Below are 25,555 nucleotides of genomic sequence, written 5' to 3'. Positions count from 1 at the left end.
CTTGCCCTCATTGTGAGGGATCGGCGGACCGTGCGACGCGGTTTCGTGCAACATCGTGGTTACCGATTACTGAGGTCGAGATCACGTTCGCGCGGTCGGGGACTGCCTCACATCCCTGTTAGGGTTTCTAACCGGAGATTCACTCCACTTCCGTCTCGTGGGGAGGAAACCACCCGTGGCGCGCGTCAAATCCCGCCCGCACTACAACGTCGTCTTCGCGGTGCTGCTGCTCGGCATCTCCGCCTACGCGCTGCTGCAGTCGATGGTCGTTCCGGTACTGGCCTTGCTGATTCCGGCGCTGCACACCACGCAGAGCACCGCGACCTGGCTGATGACCGGATATCTGCTCTCTGCCTCGGTGGCGACGCCGATTCTCGGGCGGATCGGCGACAAGGTCGGCAAGGAACGCATGCTCGTCGTCACCCTGGTCGCGCTGACGGTCGGCTCGCTGATCGCGGCGCTGACCGAATCGGTCGGGGTGATGATCGTGGCGCGGGTGATCCAGGGCCTGGGCGGTGGCGTGATTCCGTTGGCATTCGGCATCATTCGCGACGAGTTCCCGGCGAAGAAGCTGCACGGCGCGGTGGGGATCGCCTCCTCGCTCATCGCCGTCGGCTCCGGGCTCGGGCTGGTGCTGGCGGGCCCGATTGTCGAACATCTGAACTACCACTGGCTGTTCTGGGTGCCGATGATCATCACCGCGATCGCCGCGGTGGCCGCGATAGTGTTCGTGCCGGAATCACCGGTGCGCAGTCCAGGCAATATCAATTGGGGCGCGGCGATTCTCCTGTCGGCCTGGCTGGTGGCGCTGCTGCTCGCGGTGAGCAAGGGGCCGTCCTGGGGCTGGGGTTCGGCGCTGACGCTCGGCCTGTTCGCGCTGGCCGTCGTGGCGGCGGCCGCCTGGATCGTGGTCGAGCTGAAATCGACCACCCCGCTGATCGATATGCGCACCATGCGGATTCCGGCGGTGTGGACCACGAACCTGGTGGCCGTGCTGACCGGCGCCGGAATGTACGCCATGATGACCTTCCTGCCGCAGCTGCTGCAGACCCCGAAAGCGATTGCGGGATACGGCCTGAGCGCCGGCATCACCCAGTCCGGGCTGTACATGCTGCCGCTGTCGGTCGCGATGTTCGTGATCGGCCTGTCGATCGGGCCGCTGGCGGCGCGCATCGGCCCCAAGGCGATCGTGCTGATCGGCAGCGTCATCACCGTCCCGGCGTTCGTGATGCTCGCCGTCGGGCATGACCAGAGCTGGGAGATCTACCTGGCCGGTGCGCTGCTGGGTGTCGGTATCGGGCTGGCCTTCTCGTCGATGCCGGCCATCATCGTCGCCGCGGTGCCGCCCGCCCAGACGGGCGCGGCCACCGGAATGAACGCCAACGTCCGCACCGTCGGCGGTGCGATCGGCAGCGCGGTGTCGGCCGTGCTGCTGACCTCGGGTGCCACCACCGCGCACGGGCTGCCGGCGGATGCCGGGTACTCCCGGGTCTTCTGGTTCCTGGCCGGCGTTTCCGTGCTCGCCGCACTGGCGGCGGTGATCATTCCGTCGGTGCGCGCGCATGCGCCGCAGGCCGTCGCCGCGGAATCGGACGGCATCGCGGAGACGGCGGAGCTGTCGGACCCGGAACCGGCTGCCGCGCCGCACGGTAGTGCGGTGGCCGCCGGAATCGCGGGTGTGTCGGCGCCGCAGGCGGTGGATCTGGCGGGCGACGACCGGGCCATCGGTGGCAGCGTCCGGCGCGAGAACGGCCGGCCGGTGCCGGATGTGGCGCTGACGCTGATCGACCAACGCGGACACCAGGTTTCGCGCGCCACGGGCGAAGCCGACGGCAGCTACCGCCTCCCCGCCCCGGCGCCCGGCAGCTATGTGCTGATCGCCTCCGCCGCCGCGCATCGCCCGGTGGCCGTCACCGTCGTCGTCGGCGCCGTGGCCCAGACCGTGGATCTGACGCTGCCGAGTTCCGGCGAGCTTACCGGCACCGTCCGCCGCGCCGGTGACGGGAAACCCGTTGCGGGAGCGACGGTTACCCTCACCGACCCACTCGGAGAGGTGATCGGGGCAGCGGTGACCGGCGGCGACGGCGGCTACAGCTGCGGCGGCGTCGCGTCGGGTACCCACACCCTGGTCGTGGTCGCCGACCGGATGCACCCCACCGCGGTCACCCTCACCATCCCCGACAGCGGACTGCTGCACCACGACGTCGACCTGGAACCGATGGCAACCCTGGCCGGCGCCGTCCAGGCGCAGGGCAAGGCGGTCGCCAACGCCGAGGTGACCGTTCTGGACGCCGGCGGCGATCGGATCTCCACCGCTCGCACCGACCACAACGGCCGCTACGTGGTCTCGGATCTGCCCGCCGGTCACTACACCGTGGTGGCGCGCGGATATCCCTCGGTGAGCAGCACCGTCACCGTTGGAGTGGGCCGGATCACCCACGATGTGGAACTCGGCTACGACGGGTCGGCATCCGTGCGCTGCGGCTGAGTCAGGCCTCGATCTGCGGGTGTGACGGCGACATCCCCACCGTTCAGCCCAGCACCACGAACAGCACCACGATGACGACCAGCACGATGATCATGGTGACCACCAGCAGGAGCGGGCTCTTGCGGTTGGTCACGGGCGAGTCGCTGAGCGAGACGTCCTCGCGCTCCGGATTCGCGGGCCGGCTCTGGTCGTCGAATCGTTCGGACATCGAGCACCTCCGGGTGTGCGAAGCGGTCGCTGCGTAATACCCGGGCGGCGCGTCGGCAAACTCGCCGCTAGCCGCCGACCTTCGCGCCCGGGATGCGGGTGTGCACGGTGAGCAGCAGGTGGTCGAAGGCGGTGATGGTCTCCGGTGCCGGCGGCGCGACGAGGGGAAGTTCCTCGATGATCTGGGCGGCGAGATCACGCAATTTGGTGTTGGTTTCCTGCGAGCGCCACGCCAGGACCTTGAACGCCTGCTCGGCGTTGATGCGGTACATGCGCATCAGCACGCCCTTGGCCTGTTCGATCACCGCGCGGTTCTCGATCACGTCGGGCAGCGTCGCGGACAGGGTTTCGCGTTCGTTCTCGGCGAGGGTGTCGGTGAGGTCGATGTAGAAACCGGCGGTAGCGGCGACCTGCCCGGCGTCGTCGAAGATCCGGTCGGCGACGACCATTACGTTGTGCACGGTGCCCGCGGTATCGACGAACCGATGCCGGCTGGAGAACGATTCGCCCAATTCGATCGCGCGGGCGATGGTCTTGGCGACCTCCTCGCGGTCGTCCGGATGTTTGTGCGCGAGCAGCAGTTCCGTGGTCGGGACGACTCCGCCGGGGGTGTACCCGTGCATCCGGTACACCTCCTCCGACCATTCCCAGCGACGGGTGGCGAACCAGAACCGGAACGACCCGACCTGCGGCATCCGGCCGGACGCGCTGGTCACGGGTGTCGTGTGGTCGGCAAGGGGGTCCGTTCTATGCACAAGCATCATTATGTTCACGCGTAGAGCCCGCTGCCCGCGTTCGAACGCACAGTGGACTGAATCGTTCGTTTTCCGTCCTGAGGACGCCCTGTACCGGCATATGCCCCGGTCCAGCGCTCAGCCGGCGAGTGTGGCGGCGGGTGAGCGGCCGTAGTGGCGGCGGTAGAGCGCGGCGAAACGACCGGGGTGGCCGAAACCCCATGTGGCGGCGATGCCGGCCACGCTGTCGCCGTCGTCCGCACTGCCCGCGACCAGGTCTTCATGGGCGCCGCGCAGCCGCATCCGCTTCAGATACGCGGTCGGCGTGGTGTCCAGGTGCCGGCGGAATGCGATCTGCAGCGCCCGCACGGTCACATAGGCCGCCGCCGCGATGTCGGTCACCGCGATGTCCTCGTGGATGTGGGATTCCATGTACGCGATCGCGCGGCGCACAGTGAGCGGATGCGCGTCTCGGCGATCGACCGGGGTCGCCTCGAGCCCGGCCGTATTCGGAAACGCGTGCAGTACGGTCGCCGCCAGATATTGCGACGCCGTGGCCGCCACCAGTGGCGGCACGTCACCGTCGTAGGAGGCGGCGAGCTGCTGCATGTGCGAGATGACCGCGGTGAGCCGATGGCCGGCCTCCGGAGTGACGGTGCGATGGCTCGTGAGGGCCACCTCCGCGGTTCCGGGCCGATTCCCCGAGGCGACTCTGCCGAGCAGGGACGGATCGAACATCGTGATGGTGAAGTCGGCCCGGTGGACGACACCGGAGTACGGCAGGTCCGGCGGGGTCAGAATTCCGATCTCGCCGGGCCCGAACGTATCGTTGCCCGCGTCGACGTATTCTTCCTCGACCCATCCGGCTTCGACCCCGATCAGGCAGATCTTGTTCAGCGGATCGGCGTCGTAGCTCATATCGAATCCGAGTTCGAGCCGGTCGAGACTCACCTGGCCCAGCATGTCGCGCGCGATCCGGCTGCGAACCGGGACCTCCGTGGCATTGCCGATCTCCATGGTCGTGTAGTTCCGGTTCAGAAATTGCTCGGTGGCAGCCAAGCTCTCGCTGTCGAACTCTTCTGTCATCGATCGGTGATCCTCCGCTGTGCCACTGCCACTGCCACTGCTCCGGGCACGGTCGCCTGGTCCAGGCCGCGCCGTGCGGAATTCGAAGCCTACTTGTCCATAGTGTTGCCGCAGCGCGCGTCGTGTCACCCGACGGTGACATGATTCTCGAGGCAGTAACGAATTGGCGCCGGAAACGATCAGAGAAGTGACGCGAGCGGGCTGCGACGCAGGTCACGGCGCAGATGGTCGACATCGTCGCAGACGTATGCCGCACCGTCGGCCGTCAATTCGCCGCGGGATATTCCGCCGCTCAGGACGCCGATGGCCGCCACGCCCAGCTTCGTGCAGGCGCGCATATCCCAGACCGTATCGCCGACGAACACCGCTCGCTGCGGCGTGACCCCGGCCCGGTCCAGCGCCACCTGGACGATGGTCGGGTCGGGTTTGGCCGTCTCCACGTCTTCGGCGCCGGTCACCGCGTACAACCAGGACTCGGCATCGAGCAGGTCGCGCAATCGGGCCAATTCGTCGGGCGGTGCGGAGGTGGCGAGGACGACCCGCAAACCCGCGTCGTGCAGATGCCGCAGGATCTCGCGGGCGCCGGGCAGCAGGGTCAACTCGTCGGCGCGGTCGAGGTAGTAGCGGCTGTGCAGATCGCTCGCGGTATCGGCGGTCTCGCTGTCGAGGTCGGGGGCGAGCGTGCGCAGCAGTTCGTCGCCGTCCATGCCGATACTGCGGTGGATCCGCCAGATCGGCACGTCCGCGTCGACCTCGCGGAAGGCTCGATGCCAGGTCACGGCATGCAGATAGTTGGAGTCGACGAGCGTGCCGTCGATGTCGAAGAGGACGGCTGCGGGTTCGGGCACGGCATCTCCTTCTTCCGGTACAAGCCTGCGCGACGAGCCATTCGAGACCAGACGCCACTGTACCGAGGAGACCCTCGATGCGGCGGCGGACATCCTCGCCGGAGTCGGCAACTGGCCACTACCAGGGCACCGGAAACGAAATGGCCACAACCGGTCACCGGTTGCTCGCCACCGGCGCGGGCAGCGAAGGCGCGTCGTCGGTGTCCGCGAAAGTGTCTGTCCCGACGTCGGCTTCGTGGTCCGCGGCCGTCCGCCCCGGTTCGCGGCGCAACCAGCGCGGCGCCCACCAGCAGGCGTCGCTTAGCAGGCGCATCGTCGCCGGAACCAGCAGCACGCGCAGGATCGTCGCGTCGATGACCAGCGCGGCCACCATGCCGAAGGCGATGTACTGCATCATCACCAGATCCGACAGCGCGAAGGCGCCGGTGACGACCAGCAGGATCAGGGCGGCTGCGGTGATGATGCGCCCGGTGTGGGCGACGCCGGCGCGGATCGCCTCGCGGGTGGACGCGCCCGCGGCTCGCGCCTCGACCATGCGGGAGAGCAGGAATATCTCGTAGTCGGTGGACAACCCGTAGATCACCGACACGATCACCACCAGGACCAGCGCCATGATCGGTTGCGGGGTGAAGCCGAGCGGCCCGGCGCCGTGCCCGTCGATGAAGATCCAGGTGAGGATGCCGACCGTGGCGCCGAGCCCGAGCAGGTTCAGCGCGGCGGCCTTCAACGGCAGCACCAGCGACCGGAAACTCCATGCCATGAGGGCGGTGGTGGCGAGGAATACGAGGACGACCACCAGCGGTATCCGGTGCACGAGGGCGTCGATACTGTCCTTCTCGATGGCGGGTTGCCCACCGACGAACAGGGTGGCGCCCTTCGGCAGCGGCATCGAACGCAGGTAATCGATCGCCGCGTCCTTGTCGGCGGTGGGCGCGAGCACCGTTTGCGTGGTGAGAACGCTGGACTGCGCGGGCCGTTGCAGCCAGGCGGGGAACGGCGCCGCGAGGCCCGGGGCGTGGCCTGCCTCGGCCAGCACGGTGTCCGCGGCGGCGGGGTCGTAGGTGATCAGCACCAGGTCGATCGGGTTGATGCGGCGCAGTGGGAAGATCTCGTCGAAGTGCTGCTGGGCCAGCCGCGTCGGATGGTCCGGTGGCAGGAACCGTTCGTTGATCGCGCCGAAGGCCAGATCCCGGATCGGCGCGATCAGCACCAGCAATCCGATTACCACCGAAACCGTCACGAGCAGCGGCCTTTTCATCACACGGTCGGCGATTCGCCCCCAGAGATTGTCCGGAACCCGGCCCGGTGGCGTGGTCCGGCGAAACCAGGAGACGCCGAAGCGGTCCACCCGGTGGCCGAGCACCGCCAGCATCGCGGGCAGCAGCGTGACCGAGGTGAACGCGGCCAGCGAGATGGTGATGATGGCGCCATAGGCGAACGAGCGCAGAAAACCCTGCGGGAACACCAGAATTCCGGCGGCGGCCACGGCCACGATGGTCGCGGAGAACATCACGGTGTGGCCCGCGGTCGCCACGGCACGCCGCACCGCGTCGTCGACCTCGCGGCCGTCGGCGAGTTCGTCGCGGAACCGGCTCAGCACGAACAGTCCGTAGTCGATGGCCAGGCCCAGCCCGACCATCGAAACCACCGGCGAGACGAAGGAATTCACCTCGGTGACGGTGGTCAGCAAGCGGATGAGCCCCCAGGCGCCGAGCACGGTGAGCCCGCCGACGATCAACGGCAGCGCCGCCGCCACCACACCGCCGAAGAGGAAGAACAGCAGCACCGCCACCGCGGGAATCGCGAACAGTTCCATGCGCTGCTGATCGTGGGCCATGGTGTCGTTCAGTGCGCCGGCGACCGCTTGCCCGCCGGCGACCTCCATATTCACTCCCGGCACATCGAAGGCGTGCGCGACGGCTCGGAAGTTGCGCATCTGCTCGGTGGGGTTGTCGCCGTGGATGGCGATCGAGGCGAAGGCGTGCTCACGGTCCGCGGAGCCGAACACATCCGGGAGCGCCACACCCGTTCTCGTGGGCCAGTACGCGCCGTTCACGCGGTCGATCTGCCGCGGGTAGCGATCGGGCAGACTGTTCAGGCTCGCCACGATCGGCGCGGCGAAGGCCGGATCGTCGATCGTCGTGCCGGGCGGCGCGTGATACAGCAGCACCACGTCGGCGCTGTGGTCGCGCCCGAAGATCTGCTCGTGGACGTGCGCGGCCCGCACCGATTCCGAGGACGGATCGTCCCAGCCGCTGGAGCTGAGATGCGCGCCGAGGCCGAGCCCGTACCAGCCGAGGGCGAGCAGGCCCGTCACCAGCACACCGATCACCGTGAACCGCCGACGCAGCACGACATCGGCCCAGTGATTCGATTCGGCGGACAAGTGCCGGCTCCCAACTGTTTGCGCGGATCGGTTCGGCTGTCGTTTCGCGACGCTCGCCGAGAGACCGGACCTGGAGTTTCGGCGGAATTTCCGGAAATTAACCGCCGTATCGCCGTGGGGACGGCCGACAGCTCCCTGAAGAAAATGAGCGTTCGAGGAAAGATAGGACGGGTTACGCGCGAATTCGGCCGATGTACAGCAATTTACCGACGGATCATAATCGCGGCCCGTCGCTCTTGTGAGTGGTGAGCAAAGCCCTCCGTGAGGGCCGGTCGGCCGTGGGAGATTGTACCGAATACTGTTGCGGCACTGTGGGTTCAGTGGCCGGGTAGCCGGCGCCGAACATTTCGGTGCAGCCGCTGGGCGGGATCACAAATTCGCCGCGCGCTGTTGGTTGGAGGGTCCAAAACTGCAATGAATCTCTTCCTTCCTCGATCGCGGTCAATAGCGTGGGCGCTATCGGTCAATGCCCAGGACCGCAGAGAGACGAGTGAGTCGCCGAGATCAGCCGGTGGCCTCTGAACGCGAGACCGGAGGATATTCGTGTCGGATATTGCAATTGTGGGTATCGGCTGTCGATTCGCGGGCGGAATCGACTCGCCCGAGACATTCTGGGACTTCGTGGTCGACAAGCGCGACGGCGTGGTCGAGATGCCGGCGGATCGATGGGACTACCGCAGGTACTACGACCCCGAACCCCGCACCCCGGGCCGCAGCTACACCAAACGCGGCGCCTTCATGACCGTCGACCCGTGGCAGTTCGACCCCGACTTCTTCGGGATCTCCCCGCGGGAGGCGACGGTGCTGGACCCGCAGCAACGCCTGATGCTCGAGGTCACCTGGGAGGCGCTCGACGACGCCGGGATGGCCGGCCGCGCGGCCGGTTCCTCGGTCGGGGTGTACGTCGGCGGATTCGTGGTCGACCAGTCCGTGATCGGCGTGGTCGGGCCGGCCCTGTTCCACACGGATATGCACACTCCGGCAAGCGCGTCCTACACGATGCTGTCGAATCGAATCGCCTACGCGCTCAATCTGGTCGGGCCCGCGCTCACCGTCGACACCGCCTGTTCGTCGTCGCTGGTGGCCTTTCATCTGGCCTGCCAGGCCCTGGACAACGACGACTGCCGGGTGGCCCTGGCCGGCGGCGTGAACGTGATGCTGCAGCCGGAAACCTTCGTGCTGATGTGCAAGGGCGGCTTCCTCGCCGCCGACGGCCGCTGCAAATCCTTCGACGCCTCCGCCGACGGATACGGCCGCGGCGAGGGCGCCGGCGTGGTGGTGCTGAAGAAACTCGACGACGCCGTGCGCGACGGCGACCGCATCTACGCCGTGGTCAAGGCCACCGGCTCGAATCAGGACGGGCGCACGACCGCCATCACGGTGCCGAATGTCGATTCCCAGGAGGCGCTGGCCCGCACCGTCTGTGAACGCTCGGGTCTGGCGCCGCAGTCGATCACCTACCTCGAGGCGCACGGCACCGGAACCCTCGTCGGCGACCCGGTCGAATTGCGCGCGCTGGGAAAGGTTTTCGGCGCACCCGCCGGACGCACCGAGTCGGTCGGCGTCGGGTCGGTCAAGGCGACGATCGGTCACACCGAGGCCGCCGCCGGAGTCGCCAGTGTGATCAAGGCGGCGCTGGCCATCACACATCGCACGCTGCCCCCGCAGGGCTGGCTGGACAAGCAGAACCCGGATATCCCCTTCGAGGAACTGGGCCTGCACGTGCAGACCGAAGCGCAGCCGCTGCCCGCCGACGCCGGCCCGATGTCGGTGGCGGTCAACGGTTTCGGCTACGGCGGAACCAACGCGCATGCGATCCTGCAGGAATACGTCGGTACCACCCCGGCGCCCGCCGTGCCGCACCGCCACCTCGGCATTCTGCCCATCTCGGCCCGCAGCACCGCCGCGGCCCGCGCGCTGGCCGGACGATTCGCCGACCTGATCACCGCGGGAGCCGACCCCGATCACCTCGCCGAGGCGGCGTGGACGCGGATGGCGCACCACGCGTTCCGCACCGGCGTCCTGATCGGTGACTCCACCGAGGACCTGGTGCGGGAGCTGCGCGGCTACGCGGCGGGGGAGGGACGCGACGCGTCCCGCACCATCGTGTCGCGCGCGGCCGAACCGGTCTTCGTCTTCTCCGGCATGGGCCCGCAGCACTGGCGGATGGGACGGGAACTGCTCGCGGCCGGTGGTGTGTTCGCCGAGACCGCGGCAGAGATCGATGCCGAGTTCCGGGCCCTCGCGGGCTGGTCGATCATCGACGAACTGCGCAAGCCGGAGAACGAATCCCGCGTCACCCGAACCGACGTCGCGCAGCCGGCCAACTTCCTCGTCCAGGTCGGGCTCGTGCGCGAGCTGGAGCAGTACGGCATCACCCCGGCCGCCATCGTGGGACACAGCGTCGGCGAGGTGTCGGCGGCGTATGTGAGCGGCATGCTGTCGCTGCGCGACGCCGTGCGGGTGGCCTACCACCGCGCCCGGCTGCAGGCGACCACCGCCGGCACCGGCGGCATGCTCGCGGTGGGATTGCCGAAGGACAAGGCCCTCGAACTGATCGGCGACGATCCGGGCATCGATATCGCGGCGGTGAACAGTCCCAGCGCCGTCACCCTCTCCGGCGACGCCGACCGGCTGGATCTGCTGGCCGAAAAGCTCACCGAGGACGGCGTTTTCGCCCGCCGCCTGCGGGTGGAGGTGCCGTATCACAGCCGCCTGATGGAGCCGATCGAGGCCGAATTGCGGTCGGTGCTGGCCGATCTGGAGCCCCGGACGCCGACCGTGCCGCTGTATTCGACGGTGACGGGTATGCGGGTCGCCGAGGCCGACTGGGACGCGTCCTACTGGTGGTCGAACGTGCGGCAACCGGTCCGGTTCTTCGATGCCGTCGGCGCCCTGATCGGCGCGGGTCATCGGATCTTCCTCGAGGTCGGCCCGCATCCGGTGCTGTCGGGCAATATTCGCGAAGCCCTGCTCGGCGCCGATGTGCAGGGGACCACGGTGCCGACGCTGGACCGCGAACAAGCGGATGCCGACAGCCTGCGCCGCACGCTGATCGGCCTGCACGCCGCCGGTGTCCTCGACCGCGATCTGCTGTTCCCGCCCGATCGCCCGGCCACTCCGCATCTGCCGCTGCCTCGTTATCCCTGGCAGCGCACCCGCCTGCACTCGGCGCTGCCGCTGTTCGAACAGGCCCGCCTCGGCACCCCCGGCTCCTACGCGATGCTCGGCGATCCCGATGTCGAAGGCCGTCCGGAATGGCTGCTGCAGGTCGGCACCGAATTGCTGCCGTGGCTGTCGGATCACGTGGTCAACGGCATCAAGATCATGCCCGGGGCCGCGTATCTGGACGCGGCACTGAGCGCCACCACGTCGCGAATCGGCTCGGAACAGGTTGCGCTGGAGGGAGTTCGGTTCGTCGCACCGCTGATCATGGGTGCCCCGGACGTACCGCTGGTGGCACTGAGTATCGAGGAGGCCAGCGGCCGGTTCCTGATCCGCTCGCGCAGTGCCACCGGTACCGCGTGGACCGTGCACGCCTCCGGGCGCACCCTCACCGGCAGCCACGAGCAGACCACGGTCGATGTTCCGGAGATCGAGGTCGGCATCGACGTCGACCCGGCGATGTTCTACACGGGCCTGGCCGCGGCCGGACTGCAATACGGGCCGTCGTTCCGGCGGGTCACCTCGGTGCGGGTCGGCCGCGATGTGGTGGTGGCGACCGTCGACGGCTCGATCGCCGCGGATTCCGGCCATCTGGCGCATCCGGCGGTCGTGGACGCCGCCATGCAGTGCGCGGCCATGCTGTTCGCCGACGAACGCATCGACGAGGGCGTGATGGTTCCGGTCGGCGTGGGTGCGGTGCGCTTGCTGGCGGCGTTGCCCGAGACGGTGACCGTGGTGGCCCGGCGCGATCCGAAGGCGCGGCTGCGTGCCGATGTGGATCTGCTCGACGCCGACCACAAATTGGTGGTCCGGCTGTCCGGCCTGCAGATCGGCGCGCTGCGGCCCGGCGACGATCCACTGCACCGGATGGCCGACTTCTACTACACCGAGACCTTCGAGGAACGCGATCCGATCGACCCGTCCGCACTGGCCGAGGCCGGTTCGGTGACTACCCTGGTAGTCCGCCTCGGCGAGACGGCACGGGCCGACCGATTGGTGGCCGCGCTTCCGGATTCCCGCCTGCACGTGGTGGATTCGACCGGGCCGGAACTGGAGTCCGAGCTCGTCGAGCAGCTGCGCGCCGCCCGCGGCGAGCCGACTCGGCGGTTGCACATCTGCGTGGTCGCGGGTGCGGTCGCCGACGACGTGGCGCACTTGTGGACGCTCAAGCGCATCGCGGTGGCTGTCGCCGAATTCGTCGAACCGCCGAGCGAGAACGGCACTCCGCAAACGATTTTCGGCGATGGTCTCGTGCACTGCACCCTGGTCACCGAATCCGCGTTCGCCCTGCCCGGCAGTTCCGCCGTGCCCGACACCGGGCAGGCCGCATTGGCCGGCGCGCGGCGCGTCCTGCTCAACGAGCAGACCGCACTGCGCTGGCGGCTCGTCGACACCGAACCCGCGACACCGATCGCCGATCTCGTGGCGGAACTGGCGGTGCCCGGCGCCTTCTCCCTCGACAACAGCGACGAGGTGCTGTTGCGCGACGGCAAACGCTGGGCGACGGTGATCACCAAACCGCTGCCCGAACGGCTGGAAGTCCTGGACACCTCGGCGCCGCTGACGGATCCGGAGGCCAACTTCGAACTCGACATGCCGCGCACCCGGCTGCTGTCGGCACTCGCCTGGCGGGAATGCCCGCGCGTGGAACCGGGCCCGGGCGAGATCGAGATCCGGATGCAGGTCATCGGATTGAACTACAAGGATCCGCTGAAGGTCATCGGGTTGCTCGGCGAACGTGAGCTGGCTCCAACGTATTTCGGCACCGTGCCCGGTATGGAGGGGGTCGGCACCGTGGTGCGGGTCGGGCCCGGCGTCGAGGACGTCGAGGAGGGGGATCTGGTCGGTGTGGCCGCCAAGGGCATGATGCGCCGCTTCGCGGTCGTGGACCGGCAGCTCGCGGTCGTCCTGCCCGAGGGCACCGATCCGGGGCACTGCACCAGCATCATCGCCTTCGGCACGGCCGAATACGCCCTGCTGGATCTGGCCCGGCTGGAACCGGGAGAGACGGTGCTGGTGCACGGTGCGGCCGGCGGCGTCGGCACCGCCGCGATCCAGGTCGCCAAGGCCCGCGGCGCCACCATCATCGGCACCGCCAGCACCCCGGAGCGGCGTGCCCACGTGCTCGCGATGGGGGCGGACTACGCGGTGAATTCGCGGTCGCTGAACTTCGTCGACGAGGTCGCCGCGATCACGGGAGGAGCGGGCGCCGATGTGATCGTCAGCAGCGCGCCCGGTGAGATTCTGCGCCAGAACTTCAACGCCGCAGCGGAATTCGGCCGCATCGTCGAGGTCGGCAAGGCCGACATCTACACCGGTGGCCTGCTGGAACTGGCCAATTTCGACAAGAACCTGTCGTACTTCTCGATGGACCTCGACCGCCTGGTCAAGGTGAAGCCGCAACGGCTCGCGGCTCTGCTGCAACGGGTGTTCGAGAAGGTCACCGAGGGCACCTACCGCCCCCTGCCGTACCACCTGTTCGACACCGCCGAGGTGAGCAAGGCGTTCGAGGAGACGCTGCGCTCGTCGCGGCCGGCCCGGATCGCGCTGCGCATGGACGCGCCGGAACCGCCGGTGCGCCCGTACCTGCCGGATGTCGAGATCAGCGACAGCGCAACGTATTTGGTTACCGGTGGATTCGGTGGGTTCGGTCTGGCGATCGGCCGCTGGCTGACCTTGCGTGGTGCGCGGCGGCTGGTGCTGGCCGGGCGGCGCGGCGCGACCACCGAGGAGGCGCGCCGGCAGCTCGAGGCGTGGCGCGCGATCGGGATCGAGATCGTCGAGGAGCTGCTCGATGTGACCGACGCCGAGGCGGTGGCCGACGCGATCGCACGCATCCACAGCGCCGGCCATCCGCTACGCGGGGTGTTCCACGCCGCGGGTGCGGTCGCGGACAACAATCTGGCCAAGATGGAAATCGGCCAGCTCGAACAGGTCTATCTGCCGAAGGTGCTGGGCGCGCAGATCGTGCACCGGGCGGTCGCCGACGCGGGCATCGACCTCGACATGTTCGTGCTGTGCTCGTCGGGCGGGTCGATGTACGGCATCTACGGCCAATACAGTTACTGCGCGGCCAATGTCGCGGTCGAATCGCTGGCGCTGCGCTGGTCGCAGGCGGGGGAGCGGGCGTTGTGCGTCGGCTGGGGCCACCTGTCCGGCGCCGGGGGCATGGCGGCGAACGAGACCTCCGAGAAATATCTGGACCTGGTCGGATTCGGCCCCATCGATATGGGCGACGCCACCGCCTATCTGGAACAGTGCCTGCGCCTGGGAGCCTCGCGCGTGGCCGTCATCCCGACCGACTGGGCCAAGCTCACCGGTACCTTCCCGCAACTGGCTCGCACCGGTCGCACCGCCGCACTCGCGCGGGCCTCGGCGAAGGACACCTCCGAGCTGGCCCGGTTGCGTGAGGAGCTGGCCGCGATGGAGGAGTCCAAGCGCGGCCCGCACATCGCCCGGCTGATGGCAGGCGAACTGGCCGTCGTCATGGGCGTGGACGTCGACACCATCGATATGACGATTCCGGTGCCGGAGCTGGGTCTGGATTCGCTGATGGCGGTCGAACTCGGCGCACGCGTGACCAAGACGCTCGGCATCGACCTGATGTCGTTGCAGATGGGCCGCTCGTTCAGCCTGGAGCAGGCCGGACCGAAGGTGGCCGAGCTGATCCTGGCGCACGAACCCGGTGGGGCTCAACCGGATCCGGCTGCCCTGGCCGCGGCGGTGGACGGGACCGTCCCGGGCGGATCACAGCCCGCGGCCGAGTCGAGCGGCCCCGACGCGCCGGCCGGTGCGGTCGCGGAGATGGCGGGAGTCGGCTGATGGGCCGCCGTTTCGATGCCCACCGGTGGAAATGAGGTAGTCGTGGTCGACTTCGGACTCATCGACGAATGGTCACCGCCGCCGGGGCGGATGGTCACCTGGGTCGCGTCACCGGAAGCGGTGGCGCGGGCCCGGACCGCCCCGGTGCATCCGGCGCCGCCGTCGCTGCAACAGGAACAGTATCTGCGCCAGGCGAATCGGCACGCCGCCGCCGACTTCCGCTTCTCCGGACTGTGCCTGGCCACCGCGCAGATCCCGACCGGTGGCCTGGACCGGGAGGCGATGACGCGGATCATCAACACCTTCCTGTTGCGGCACGACACCTTCCGGACCTGGTTCGACATCGACGCCGACGGCACCGTGCGGCGGCATCTGGTGCCCGAGGACGTGGTCGACTTCATTCCGATCGACTACGGGTGGATCGACGATCCGGCCGCGATCCGTCAGCACGTCGAGAAGACGACTCCCGATCCGTTCCAATGGGATTGCTTCACCTTCGGAGCCATCGAACACGGCGACGCGACCACGGTCTACCTCGCCGTCGACCACCTGCACACCGACGGTCTCGGCCAGTATCTGTCCGCCTCCGATTTCGCGCAGCTGTATCTGGCCGAACTCGGCGGCGAGGCGGAGCCGCTGCCCCCGGCGGCGAGTTATCTGAACTACTGCGTCACCGAGCGGGCCTACAGCGAGACCCTGACGCTGTCCTCACCCGGTGTGCGGAAGTGGTTACAGTTGTTGCACGGCAACGATAATCGGCTACCGTCCTTTCCGCTGGACCTCGGCAAGCGCTCCGACGGCTACAACCGCAGCGCGCATCGCACGGTGCCCCTGCTGGACGAACAGCAGGCGCTGGCCTTCGAGGAGGTCTGCCGGGCCAATGACGCGGAATTCGTGGGCGGGGTCTTCGCGGCGGCGGCCCTGGCCGAACGCGATCTTACCGATTCCGACTACTACTTCGGGATGACTCCGGTGAGCACGAGAACCTCGGCGGCGGAGGGCAATTCGGTCGGCTGGTATGTGACGCTGGTGCCGGTGGCCTTTTCGGTCGGCCCCGGCACCCGCGTCACCCGCACGCTGAAATTGGCCCAGCGCGCCTACGAGAACGGGCTGCGACTGGCGCCCACCTCGTTCCACCGGGTGCTCGAACTGCTGCCCGCCGACTCGGAGATCAAGGCCGAACCCGGCTGGGTCACACCGATGATCTCGTTCATCGACGCCCGCGACTTCCTGGGCCACGAATTCTTCGACGAGGTCACCGCCGGCGTCTACGCCAACCGTGCCGCGTCGGAAGAGGCGCTGATCTGGGTCAATCGGCTGCCGTCCGGGACCACGCTGAGCGTCATCTATCCCGACACCGCGGTCGCCCACGACTCGGTGGAGCGCTATATCGCGGCGATGCGCTCGGTTTTCGCGTCGATCATCGACCGCGACGCGGAAACGAACTGAACTACAGGAGGTTTCGTGGTTTCAGGAGGTACGGTGCCCACCCTCTTTCGCGACCCCGGCATACCCGACGGCGAGAAATGCCGGTACACCGTCGAAACCGGCGGGCGCAGTGCGGGTTTCGAGCTGACCAGCGTCGTCACCCACGAGAACGGCGGTTACCGGACGCTGCTCGAGGCATCGAGCGGCGACGGCGAGCTGGAACTGACCGTCGACCAGCGCTTCGGCCGGCTCGACGGATTTCTGCGCGCCGAGGACTACCGCGCCGAAACCCGCTCTCGTGGCGCGGTCGTCTCTCGCGAGGAGGCGCATTTCGTCGACACCGTCCACCTCCCGATAGGCGGCGCACCCACGCCGTTTCCCGCCGACATCATGCCGATCGTCGGCGGCCTGACCCTGTTGCGCGGGCTCGACCTCACCGAGGGCTCGGTGCAGTCGATCGATACGTGGCTGGCCTTCTCGGTGCACTGGCCTTTGGTCGCGCGCGTGGACAAGCGCACGGACTCGGTGGTCGGCACGGGCGAGATCGAATGCCGCCAGGTGCGCCTGCGGCCCAGCTTCGGGCAGGTGAACATGTTGCTGGACAAGATGATCGGCGGGCTCCTGCCACCGTTCGTCGCACAGATCGAGATAGCGCCACCACATCGTGTGGTGCGCTTGAGTTTTCCGACCGAACTGGCGTTGTCCGCCCCGCGCAGCGTGATCGAGCTGGCCGGATGAGGGGCAACACCGTCGGTGAACCGGAAAGCGTTGTCCTGCTTCCCGGCTCGTCACCGTCCGAATCGGCGGCGTGGCTGGCCTTCGCCGGCTGTCTGATCGCAGTGTTCATGCAAATGATCGACGTGACGATCGTGAACACCGCCCTGCCTCGGTTGACGTCCGATCTGGGGGCTTCCCGCTCGGCGGAATTGCTGGTCATCTCGGGCTATTCGCTGGCCTTCGCCTGTACGTTGCTCAGTGCCGCCCGACTCGGGGCCGTCGTCGGCCGCCGCGCGATGTTCCTCACCTCGGTGGTGGCCTTCACCGCTGCCTCGGTGTGGTGCGGATTGTCCACCGGCGCCACCGAATTGGTCGTAGCCCGCGTAGTGCAAGGCGCCGCGGGCGCGGGCATGGCGGCGCAGACCATCGCCATCCTCATCGCCAGTTTCCCGCGCGAACGCCACTCCCTGGTCTTCGCCATGTACGGCGGGGTGGCCGGTTTCGCCGGCATGCTCGGCCCCATCCTCGGCGGCGCGCTACTCACCGTCGACATCGGCGGCTGGGGCTGGCGCACGGTCTTCCTGATCAACCTTCCCATCGGCATGGTCGCGTTCGGCCTGGCCTGGCGCTATCTGCGGATCGGCCGGCCGGCGTCACCCGAGCGCCTCGACCTCGGCGGCGCGGCATTGTCGGGCGCCGGACTTCTGCTGCTCGTCTATGCCCTCGCCCTGGTCCAACAGCACGGCTGGCAATCCCGGCCGATCGCCCTCGCCCTGGCCGGAGTCGTGGTGTGCGCCCTGTTCGTGGCCCACCAGATCAGGCGTTCGTCCCGTGGAGCCGACCCGTTGATGCGGCTGGAACTCTTCTCCGACAGAGGCTTTGGCATCGGCTCGATCCTGATCTGCGTCTTCTTCGGCCTGTTCACCGCCTTCGTCTTCGCCGCCTCCATCACCATGCAGGACGTCCTCGGCTACACGCCGTGGCACACGGCGATCGTCATGACGCTGTTCGCTCTGGGAGCGGGCGCGGGAGCGATCGCGTCTCTGTTCCTGGTCCGGCAGTGGGGAATCCTGATCCTGGCCGGCGGCGTCACCCTCTACGGAGGCTGCATGGCCGGCGGCGCGATCTACCTCCACCTGACCAGTGGCGTCGCCAACCCTCTCATCGCCACCCCCGCCGTGTGCGCAGCCGGTTTCGGAGTAGGGATCTTCGCGGTCCAAATCCAGCCGATCATGCTGTCCGGCCTCAACGCCGACCACATGTCCGAGACATCGGGAGTCGTCCCGACCATCGAACAGATCGGCAACGCACTGGGTTTGGCAGTGCTGACCACCCTGTTCTTCCGCTCCCACACCCTCGACGGCGCGATCACCATGATGCTGGCCTTGGCCGTGGTGTCGTTCGGTTTGGGAGCGCTGACGTTGGCTCTGCCGCGAGCACAGCACCTGAACTGAGGTTCCCGGCGTGCGTGCAGGTTGTCATTCGGTATCCGGCGGCACACCGGACGTGGGCTCTCCCGAGTCTTGCGGCAGCTGTCTTTTGTTGGCACGCTTGTTCGCGCATGCCGAACTCCGATACCGCATATGACAGCCTTGTGGGCTTATCCGTTGGTGATGCGCTGGGTGCGCAGTTCTTCGTTCCCGGGCGCTCCGTGTCCGATCTTCACGCCGGGCGACCGCCGGCGCCTCCGTGGCAGTGGACCGACGACACCGAGATGGCCTGTTCGGTGTACACGGAGGTCCTCGACCGCGGCCGTATCGACCGCGACGCGCTCGCGGCCGTGTTCGCCGAACGATGTGAGCCCTACCGTGGTTACGGGCCGGGCACAGTCGTTGTGCTGCACGAGATTCGCGACGGCATGCCGTGGGCCGACGCGGCAGGTGCGGTTTTCGGCGGGAACGGGTCGTGGGGCAACGGTGCGGCGATGCGGGTCGCCCCGCTCGGGGCCTATTTCGCCGGGGATCCGGAGCGGGCGGCGGCGCAGGCAGCGTTTTCCGCCGAGATCACCCACCGTCATCCGGAAGCGATCGTCGGCGCGATGGCGGTCGCCGTCGCGGCCGGCCACGCCGCAGCGGTTCGTGGAAAGGACTGTGCGCCCGGCGAATTGCTGGATGCGGTGGAGCCGTACCTGGTCGACGGGCGCACCGCGGCCGGTGTCCGTCGCGCGCGGACATTGATCGGCAGATCCGTGGCCGAAGCGGCCTACGAACTCGGCAACGGCGCCCGGGTCAGCGCGCACGATACGGTCCCGTTCACCCTGTGGGTGGCCGCAAGCTTCCTCGGCGACTACCCGGCTGCGGTCACCGCCTGCGTCGAAGCGGGTGGGGACGTGGACACCACGGCCGCGATCGTCGGCGGGATCGTGGCCGCGTACACGGGAGTCGGCTGCCGAGGTTCGATACGCGGGATACCCGAGCAGTGGCTGTCGGCGCGCGAGGCACTGCCCGCATGGGCGACAGAGCGCCGCCGCCCGAGAGAACATTCGTTGTCCGGGTGACGCCAGTACCGCGACGGCGCTCGCCGGTCATGGGAGCGCGAACAAATCGTGCACAGTGCGTCGCGTTATGCGGAAATCGTGCAATTTCGTCGAGGTTTGCACGATCCGTTCGACCTCAATGCAGAGCGACCGGTTGTTGCGTGCAATGGCGCTCGAAGGGACACGTGCCGGGCATTTTCGCGTCAGATCCACCGATTCTCGCTGGTCCGGGGTTATCTTTCGAAGGTCGGTGCGGCCTCGGCCGCCGCCGACGCGCGCCCTTGCATACCGGATAGCCGGGACTGCTCCACTTCTGCACGACCTTCGGTTCGAGTACCACTCCGACAGGACGGGTGTGTTGTCGTGAAATGTCTACGGGGCATTGCGGTCACGCTGGCGATGGGTTGTGCACTGACGTTGGGGCAAGCTGCCGCGGCCGCCGACCCGTCGTCGCCGACCCCCGCCCCGACCACTGCCGTCCCGACAACTCCGCCGGCATCCGACCACGGAGAGTCGTCCGACCCCGAGCAGGCTGTTCCTCCGGCGTCCGGTCCGGATGTGCCGTCGGCTTCCGACGGTGTCGCGCCGTCGGAGTCCGGTCCGGGCGCGTCGTCGGCGCCCGACGGTGCCGAGCCGTCTGCGTCCGGTCCGGGCGAGTCGACCGCGGATCGTGTCGCGCCGTCGGAGTCCGGTCCCGCGGCGCCGTCGACCACCGACCAGCCTGCGCCGCCAGCCTCGGGTCCGGCTGCACCGCCGGCCTCCACTTCTCCAGCGCCGGCGGCCGGTGAGCCGGACGCTGCGTCCTCGGAGCCGAATCCCGCAGTCACACATAAGGATCCGGGGCCGTCGGCGTTCCAGAAATGGCTCGACGACACCATTCCCGCGCCGTCGTCGGTGCTGCCCGGGATCGGGTCCGCTGCTTCAGATTCCGGCGGGGCGTCGGACCCGCAGGCGCTGTGGAATGCGATTCAATCCAGTCCGACCGGGGATCCGTTCTTCGACCAGGCCCCGGCGAATCTCGCCCAGTACGCACCGGGTGACGTCATCGAATCGCGGGACGTCAGCTGGCCGGGGGTGCCGATGGTCTTCCTGACGGTGCTCACGCCGGTTCAGCGGGCGATACAGCTGAAATTCCGGACCACGAACTCCTCGGGCGCGCCGTCCTTCGGGACCGCGACGCTGCTGTTGCCGTTCGGCCGGTGGACCGGGCCGGGAAGCCGGCCGGTGCTGCTGAACGCCCCGCCGATCAACGCGCTCAACCGGCGCTGCACTCCCGGCTACGTGTTCTCCCACGGATTCGACATCACGACCGGCGGCACCGGCAACGATTTCGTCCCCTCACCGACGATGTGGGCCGCGAGCCGGAACTACGCGGTGGTGATCCCGGATCACGAGGGACCGTTGATGGCGTATGCCGAGCCGACCGTGGCCGGCCACATCATGCTCGACACCGTGCGTGCGGTACGGCGTCTGATGCCGGACGAGTTCGGCGAGAGCCGGTTCGCGATGACCGGCTATTCCGGCGGTGCCATCGCCAGCTACGCCGCCGCGATGCTTTCGCGCGAATACGCCCCGGAACTGGCCCCCAACCTGGCCGGTGCCGCGATGGGCGGTCTGCCCGTCGATTACGAATCCTTCGCGAAGACCTTCGACGGCACCTACGCCTCGGGACTGATGATGACCGTGACACTCGCGCTGGCCCGAGAGCATCCCGAAATCCTCAGCCGCATGAATCATCTCGCGCAGTGGGCGGCCATTTCCCCGCTCAAGGACGTGTGCAGTTCGACCATGGCCGACATCGGCGTCTTCGTACCCTTTGCGGCCGTGGCGAATATGGCCGACCCGCTCCACACCGAATTCGCCGACATGATGTTCCGGCGGTTGAGTCTGAAAGGCAAGAAGGCCGGCATGCCGATCTATGTCTACAACGGCGTGCACGATCCCTGGATGCCGGTCGCGAAGGCCGAGGCGTTCTATGCCGAACAGTGTGCTCTGGGAGTCCCGGCCACGAAGAGCATCGTGGGCGGGGAACACATCCTCGGCTACTTCGACGGCTTTCTCGGATCGACGCAGTGGCTGGGTGAGCGGTTGTCGGGTGTCCCGGCGCCGAACGCCTGCGAAGTGGCGCCGCGCGCGGATGGCGCAGCACCGCAGGGCGCCTCGAACAGTGCGCCCAGCGACGTCCCCCGGGCCGAGAAACCCTCCGCAGCGCCCGTACGGCGAAAGCCGAGTGGAGCCGATCCACGTCGGCACCGCTGACATCCGGCCGTAGCTTGTGATCCACGTCACTCGTTGTCACAGCCGTGAGGGATGCGGCGTCTTATGCCCGAACCCCTCAGCACACGGAGGAAAGACGATGAACAACAACGAAGTCGTGGTGATCGGCGGCGGATACGCCGGCGTGATGGCAGCCAACCGTCTGACGCAGCGAGACGACGTGCGGGTGACCGTGATCAACCCCCGCCGAGTGTTCGTCCCGAGGCTGCGGTTGCACCAGTTGGTGGGCGCGACTCACGAGGCGGTCGTCGATTACCAGGACGTCCTCGCCGAGAAGGTGCGGCTGGTCGTCGACAGCGTGACGCGGATCGACCCAACCGAGCGCACCGTGCACTCGGTCGAGGGCGGCAGCATCCGGTACGACTATCTGATCTACGCCGTGGGGAGTGGAACCCCCGCGCCGCAGGTGCCGGGCGCGGCCGAATTCGCCTATCCCGTAGCGACTCTGGAGGCGGCGCAACGGCTGCGATCGGTGCTGTTCGATACGCCCTCATCGGCCCCGGTGACGGTGATCGGGGGCGGGCCGACCGGGATCGAGACCGCCGCCGAGCTGGCCGAGCAGGGCCGCACGGTCACCTTGGTCTGCGGCAGCGTTCTCGGACCGTATCTGCACCCGAAGGCGCGGCGCACCGCCCACAAGTACCTCGCGAAGCTCGGAGTGAAGGTCGTCGAAGGTCCCGATGCGACCGTCACCGCGATCCGGCGGGACGTGGTGAAACTCGGCGACGGCCGGTCCCTGGTCAGTGCCGTGACCATCTGGGCTGCCGGCTTCGGCGTACCGGATCTGGCCGCTCGCAGCGGATTGAGCGTCGATGCCGCCGGACGGCTGCTCACCGACGAGACACTGACCAGCGTCGACGATGAACGCATCGTCGCGGCGGGTGATTCGTCGGCACCCTCGGATCTGCCGTTCCGCATGAGCGCCTACACGGCGTACTGCCTGGGAGCACACGCCGCCGATACGGTGCTGCACCGCATGGCGGGTGAACAGCCCGCACCCGTCGACCTCGCCTTCCCCGCGATGTGCCTCAGCTTCGGCCGGGACGCCGGGATCTACCAGCTCGGTCACAAGAACGAGACCGCCATGCGGCTGTACTTCGGCGGATTCGCCGGCAAGAAACTCAAGGAATTCGCGTGTGAGGCAGGAATCAAGCACCTGGCGACCGAGGCGCGCAAACCCGGCTCGCATCACTGGTTCTCCGACGGCAAGCACCGGCCGGCCCAGCTGGAGGCCCGCCGCGAGGGCAGGGTCGTGCCGGTTGCCTAGGTGACCGGCCGTGCTTCATCCCCCTGCTCGCCATCGGCCGAGACGCGAATTGCGTTCGGGCTGAGCGTAAGTCTGTGCCCGGGCTGCGGCATCCGCTTACATCGAGACATGGCAACTCAGGCACCCTCGCCCGCCGATGCGGACACTTTCACCACCGAGTGGCAGGAATGGCATCGGCGGCAGGAGGCGCACCTGTCCGATCGGCACGGGTTCCTCGCCATCACGAGCCTGCACTGGCTCACCGAGACGCCGCAGCGCTTCGACGATGCGCCCGGCGCCTGGTCGACCGGGGCCGACGGCGTGGTGGTCGTGCTCGACGAGGGGGAAGAGCTGGTCGTCGACGACGCGCCGGTGCGTGGCCGCTACGGGTTCGGCATCGTTCCCGAGCGCGGTGGCGTGAACGCGGTGTGGGGTGACGCGGTGATCGAGGTCGCCAAACGTGGCGGCCACGATATCGTGCGGCCGCGGCATCCGAACAACCCGCTGCGCACCGCTTTTCGCGGCACCCCCGCCTTCGCGCCGGAGCCGAAATGGGTGGTGCGCGGACGCTATGTGGCCTTCCAGGAGCCGCGTCCGACGACGGTCGGTGCCGCCGTGGAAGGACTCGAGCACGTCTACGACGCGCCGGGACGGATCGAATTCGAGATCGACGGTAAGCCGTTGCGCCTGACCGCTTTTCCCGGCAAGAACCCCGGCGACCTGTCGGTGCTGTTCACCGACGCGACCTCCGGAGTGACCACCTACGCGGTGAATCGGGTGGTACAGGTGCCGGCGCCCGATGCCGACGCAACGGTGGTGCTCGACTTCAACCGCGCGGTGAATCTGCCGTGCGCGTACACCGATCTGGCGACCTGCCCGCTGCCGCCGGCGGAGAACCGGCTGCCGATCGCGATCGAGGCGGGGGAGAAGATCCCCTACGAGCGTCAGGGATGAGTTCTCCGCGGATCGGTTCGCTGGCGTTTCTGACCCCGGGCAACTACCTCGACGACGATCCGTACACCGGCCTCGAGGACACGCTGCAGCTGTTCGAATACGGCGAGCGGCTCGGGTTCGACGGCGCGTGGGTCCGGCAGCGGCATCTCGAGCACGGTGTCGGTTCGGCGGCGGTCTTCCTGGCCGCGGCCGCCCAGCGCACGAATCGGGTCGAGTTGGGCGCGGCGGTGATTCCGATCGGTTACGAGAGCCCGTTCCGGCTGGCCGAGGACCTGTCGCTGGCCGATGTGTTGTCCCAGGGCCGCTTGCAGCCGGGGTTCAGCGCGGGGACGCCGCCGCACGCCGAGCTGATCGGCGATCTGGTCTTCGATGGTGACTGGCGCGGCTTCGACCTGTCCTACGGCCGGGTGGCCCGGCTCATCGAGAATCTGCGCGGCCATTATCTCGGTGATGCCGACACCGTCATCCACTCGCCGGGTAACACCCAGCGCCCTCGGCTGCAGCCGCACAGCCCCGGCCTGGCCGACCGAGTCTGGTATGGCGGCGGCAGCACCCGGTCGGTGCGCTGGGCGGCGGAGAGCGGACTGAATCTGCTGAGCGGAAATATCGTATTCGGTGATCGCAGTGACGATTTCACGACCGCGCAGCTGGGACTGATCAGCGATTATCGCGAGCGGATCGATCCGGCGCGACCTGCGCGCGTCGCGATCGGCCGGGTGATCGTCCCGTTCGACAGCGCCGACCGCGCGACCCGGGAGCGGTACCGCGCCTACGCCGCGAGCCGGCACCAGCGCACGCTCGGCCCGCAGGGCGAGCGGCGGGTGTTGTTCGCCCCGGATGTCGTCGGCACCGCCGAGCAGATCCTCGAACAGCTGCATGCCGATCCGGTTCTCGCGCAAACCAGCGAACTACGCCTCGAGCTGCCCTACGAGTTCCATCGCGCGGACTACGAGCAGATCCTGCACGACACGGTGGAGTTGATCGCTCCGCAGCTGGGATGGAAACCCGCGTTCGCCTAGCTGAATGATTCGACGGGGTCGGAAATTCGCTCGCCGACCGAGTCGTTCGGCGTCACGCTCTACAACATGGAAGAACCACAACACGGGATCCGCGCGCTCCATACGGCATCCACCGTCACGGTCTACCAGGCATACTCCCCGGACATCGGCAGGCCCGCCATCCGCGACGGCGCCTTCCCCGCGGCATGGAACCGGGACCGGATGACGTGGATCAAGCCGTCGTTCCTGTGGATGATGTACCGCTGCGGATGGGGCACGAAGCCGGATCAAGAGACCATCCTTGCCGTGGAGATCTCACGCAGCGGTTTCGAATGGGCACTGCGCCATGCGTGCCTGTCGAGCTACAAGCCCGGGCTGCATTCCGACCGCAGCACCTGGCAACGCCGGCTCAAGCGCGCGCCCGCCCGCGTCCAGTGGGATCCCGAGCGGGATCTGCATCTGCGACCCCTTCCGTACCGCTCGCTGCAACTCGGGCTCTGCGGTGAAGCCGTACGGCGCTACGCGGACGAGTGGACAGTCGCCATCAGCGACATGACTCCACTGGCCCACGAGATTCACGAGCTGGTCAGAGATGGCGACCTCGACTCTGCTGCCCGACTACTGCCCCATGAGGACCCGTACCCGGCCGCGGACGAACTGCTGGCACACCTTCGTTCGTGACCGCGGACTCGCATCCGCAGGTGGTCCCACGCCTCGAGCGTC

General features: G+C 68.1%; 16 protein-coding genes. 11 read left to right on the top strand and 5 right to left on the bottom strand.

The window, feature by feature from the left end:
- Nucleotides 1-175: 175 nt before the first annotated feature.
- Nucleotides 176-2,488 carry an MFS transporter gene (locus NN2_RS35740; protein WP_063910729.1) on the top strand — a complete coding sequence of 771 codons (2,313 nt, stop codon included), beginning with the start codon at nucleotides 176-178 and terminating at the stop codon, nucleotides 2,486-2,488.
- A 43-nt stretch (nucleotides 2,489-2,531) separates the two neighbouring features.
- On the opposite strand, the gene NN2_RS37090 is transcribed toward NN2_RS35740, so the two are convergent.
- The 5 genes from NN2_RS37090 to NN2_RS11050 all read right to left on the bottom strand — a co-directional run bounded on the left by NN2_RS37090 (nucleotide 2,532) and on the right by NN2_RS11050 (nucleotide 7,749).
- Nucleotides 2,532-2,696, bottom strand: coding sequence for a hypothetical protein (locus NN2_RS37090; protein ID WP_156511305.1), 165 nt, complete (start codon nucleotides 2,694-2,696; stop codon nucleotides 2,532-2,534).
- A gap of 67 nt (nucleotides 2,697-2,763) precedes the next feature.
- A complete protein-coding gene (locus tag NN2_RS11065) occupies nucleotides 2,764-3,390 on the bottom strand; it encodes a PAS and ANTAR domain-containing protein (protein WP_227462964.1) in 627 nt (208 codons plus the stop codon).
- Between the two features lie 177 nt (nucleotides 3,391-3,567).
- Nucleotides 3,568-4,515, bottom strand: a complete 948-nt coding sequence (locus tag NN2_RS11060) for a helix-turn-helix transcriptional regulator (RefSeq protein ID WP_063012815.1) — start codon at nucleotides 4,513-4,515, stop codon at nucleotides 3,568-3,570.
- 179 nt (nucleotides 4,516-4,694) lie between these two features.
- Entirely contained in the window at nucleotides 4,695-5,363 is a 669-nt protein-coding gene (locus NN2_RS11055) for an HAD family hydrolase (RefSeq protein ID WP_063012813.1), read from the bottom strand.
- Nucleotides 5,364-5,517: 154 nt separating this feature from the next.
- The gene (locus NN2_RS11050; RefSeq protein WP_063012811.1) at nucleotides 5,518-7,749 is read right to left on the bottom strand and encodes an MMPL family transporter; all 2,232 of its coding nucleotides are present in this window, start codon (nucleotides 7,747-7,749) and stop codon (nucleotides 5,518-5,520) included.
- 543 nt (nucleotides 7,750-8,292) lie between these two features.
- Between NN2_RS11050 and NN2_RS11045 the strand changes: the two genes are divergently transcribed.
- From NN2_RS11045 to NN2_RS11000, 10 genes are all read left to right on the top strand, one after another.
- On the top strand, nucleotides 8,293-14,736 hold the full coding sequence (locus NN2_RS11045) for a type I polyketide synthase (protein ID WP_082856900.1): 6,444 nt from the start codon (nucleotides 8,293-8,295) through the stop codon (nucleotides 14,734-14,736).
- A 42-nt stretch (nucleotides 14,737-14,778) separates the two neighbouring features.
- Nucleotides 14,779-16,185, top strand: coding sequence for a condensation domain-containing protein (locus tag NN2_RS11040; protein WP_063012809.1), 1,407 nt, complete (start codon nucleotides 14,779-14,781; stop codon nucleotides 16,183-16,185).
- 33 nt (nucleotides 16,186-16,218) lie between these two features.
- Nucleotides 16,219-16,902, top strand: coding sequence for a hypothetical protein (locus NN2_RS11035; RefSeq protein ID WP_063012807.1), 684 nt, complete (start codon nucleotides 16,219-16,221; stop codon nucleotides 16,900-16,902).
- Nucleotides 16,899-18,335, top strand: coding sequence for an MFS transporter (locus NN2_RS11030; protein WP_082856899.1), 1,437 nt, complete (start codon nucleotides 16,899-16,901; stop codon nucleotides 18,333-18,335). The genes NN2_RS11035 and NN2_RS11030 overlap by 4 nt, the downstream gene beginning before the upstream one ends.
- A 107-nt stretch (nucleotides 18,336-18,442) precedes the next feature.
- Nucleotides 18,443-19,378: an ADP-ribosylglycohydrolase family protein gene (locus NN2_RS11025; protein ID WP_063012805.1), complete on the top strand. Its 936-nt coding sequence runs from the start codon at nucleotides 18,443-18,445 to the stop codon at nucleotides 19,376-19,378.
- 537 nt (nucleotides 19,379-19,915) lie between these two features.
- Nucleotides 19,916-21,616: a lipase family protein gene (locus NN2_RS11020; protein WP_063012803.1), complete on the top strand. Its 1,701-nt coding sequence runs from the start codon at nucleotides 19,916-19,918 to the stop codon at nucleotides 21,614-21,616.
- 97 nt (nucleotides 21,617-21,713) lie between these two features.
- The gene (locus NN2_RS11015) at nucleotides 21,714-22,901 is read left to right on the top strand and encodes an NAD(P)/FAD-dependent oxidoreductase (RefSeq protein WP_063012801.1); all 1,188 of its coding nucleotides are present in this window, start codon (nucleotides 21,714-21,716) and stop codon (nucleotides 22,899-22,901) included.
- A gap of 108 nt (nucleotides 22,902-23,009) precedes the next feature.
- Nucleotides 23,010-23,834, top strand: a complete 825-nt coding sequence (locus NN2_RS11010; protein ID WP_063012799.1) for a DUF1684 domain-containing protein — start codon at nucleotides 23,010-23,012, stop codon at nucleotides 23,832-23,834.
- A complete protein-coding gene (locus NN2_RS11005; protein ID WP_063012798.1) occupies nucleotides 23,831-24,853 on the top strand; it encodes an LLM class flavin-dependent oxidoreductase in 1,023 nt (340 codons plus the stop codon). The genes NN2_RS11010 and NN2_RS11005 overlap by 4 nt, the downstream gene beginning before the upstream one ends.
- Before the next feature lie 66 nt (nucleotides 24,854-24,919).
- Entirely contained in the window at nucleotides 24,920-25,513 is a 594-nt protein-coding gene (locus tag NN2_RS11000; protein ID WP_063012796.1) for a DUF4291 domain-containing protein, read from the top strand.
- The last annotated feature ends 42 nt before the right edge of the window (nucleotides 25,514-25,555 follow it).

Source organism: Nocardia nova NBRC 15556 (assembly GCF_001613005.1).
In the GTDB taxonomy this organism is placed as follows: Bacteria; Actinomycetota; Actinomycetes; order Mycobacteriales; family Mycobacteriaceae; genus Nocardia; species Nocardia nova.
Note: the sequence above shows the minus strand (reverse complement) of the source record. Positions and strands in the feature narration are given on the sequence as shown.